The following is a 1,159-nucleotide window of genomic DNA, read 5'->3' on the forward strand; positions in this document are numbered from 1 at the left end:
CGGTGCTCCCCGACGGCACGTCGGTGGCCGCGGGGCACCTGGTCGATCTCGTCGAGTCGCGCGTCTATGGCGAGATCATGGACGCGGCCGCCCGCGACCGCTTCTTCGCCCAGGTCGGTCAGGCCGTCTATGCGGCCGTGGAGTCGGGAGCCGGCGACACGACGAAACTGGTGACCGCGCTGGGACGGGCCGCTCGCGAGGGTCGGCTGGAAATATCCAGCAACCACGCCGAGGAGCAGCGGATTCTTTCGTCCACGGCGCTGGGTGGTGCGCTGCCGGACGCGCCTGGGCCGTTTCTCGGGGTCGTCACCCAGAACGCGACGGCGAGCAAGCTGGACTACTGGCTACGGCGGCAGACCACCTACCGCATGCAGCGGCAGCCGAACGGCGCCGGCCTGGCGACGATCACGATCCGGCTCACCAACGCCGCCCCCGACGGGCTGCCGGCCTATGTGCGCCACCGGCAGGATCTCAAGGATGCCGCTGGGAATCTCCGGGCGCAGAACAATCTCTGGCTCTCGGTGTACACGGGCCGAGGCAGCTGGCTCGTCGGTGCCCGGCTCGACGGTGCGCCCGTCGGCCTCGCCGGCGGTTCCGAGTCCGGGCATCCCGTGCTCTCCACCTATCTCACCGTCGATCGCGGCCAGACCCGGACCCTGGAAATCAAGGTCCGGGAGCCGGTAGGCGGCCCGGCACTCACCGTGCGTCCACAGCCGTTGCCCGTCGCGGAGCGCCTGGAGGTGCAGGGGCTACCGGTCGTCCCTCCCTGGTCATCCCAAGGGTCGTCCCAAACCCAGAACTGACTACTCTGACTGCAGAGAGTTCTGGCCCTTCACTCGCATCGAGTCGCCCGCATCGGGGCCTGATCCGCTTCGTCCTCAACGCAGCGGATCGAACGGGGACAGCTCGGCCGCGGGCGCACCGGTGGCGATGGCGTCGGCGAGGAGGCGGCCGGTGACCGGACCGAGGGTGATGCCCCACATGCCGTGCCCGCCGGCGATGAAGACCCGCGGCGAGGTGGTCGGGCCGACCAGCGGCAGACCGTCCGGGGTGCACGGGCGTGGTCCTACCCACTCGGCGGTGCGGGTGTCCAGGTCCACCCCGCGCAGCAGGCCGCGGGTCGCCTCGACCACCGCCCGGATGCGCCGCGGGTCGGCCG

1 protein-coding gene and 1 pseudogene are annotated in these 1,159 nt (G+C 71.3%); one reads left to right on the top strand and one right to left on the bottom strand.

What is annotated here, in order from left to right; genetic code table 11:
• Positions 1–803: pseudogene (locus AC08ON_RS02240) on the top strand (DUF4012 domain-containing protein); the annotation flags it as partial.
• Between the two features lie 75 nt (positions 804–878).
• On the opposite strand, the gene AC08ON_RS02245 reads toward AC08ON_RS02240, so the two are convergent.
• Positions 879–1,159 (bottom strand): NAD(P)/FAD-dependent oxidoreductase (locus AC08ON_RS02245; RefSeq protein WP_476616365.1); only part of this gene is annotated, 281 nt, incomplete at its 5' end.

This window comes from Frankia sp. CoWAU3 (assembly GCF_977971855.1).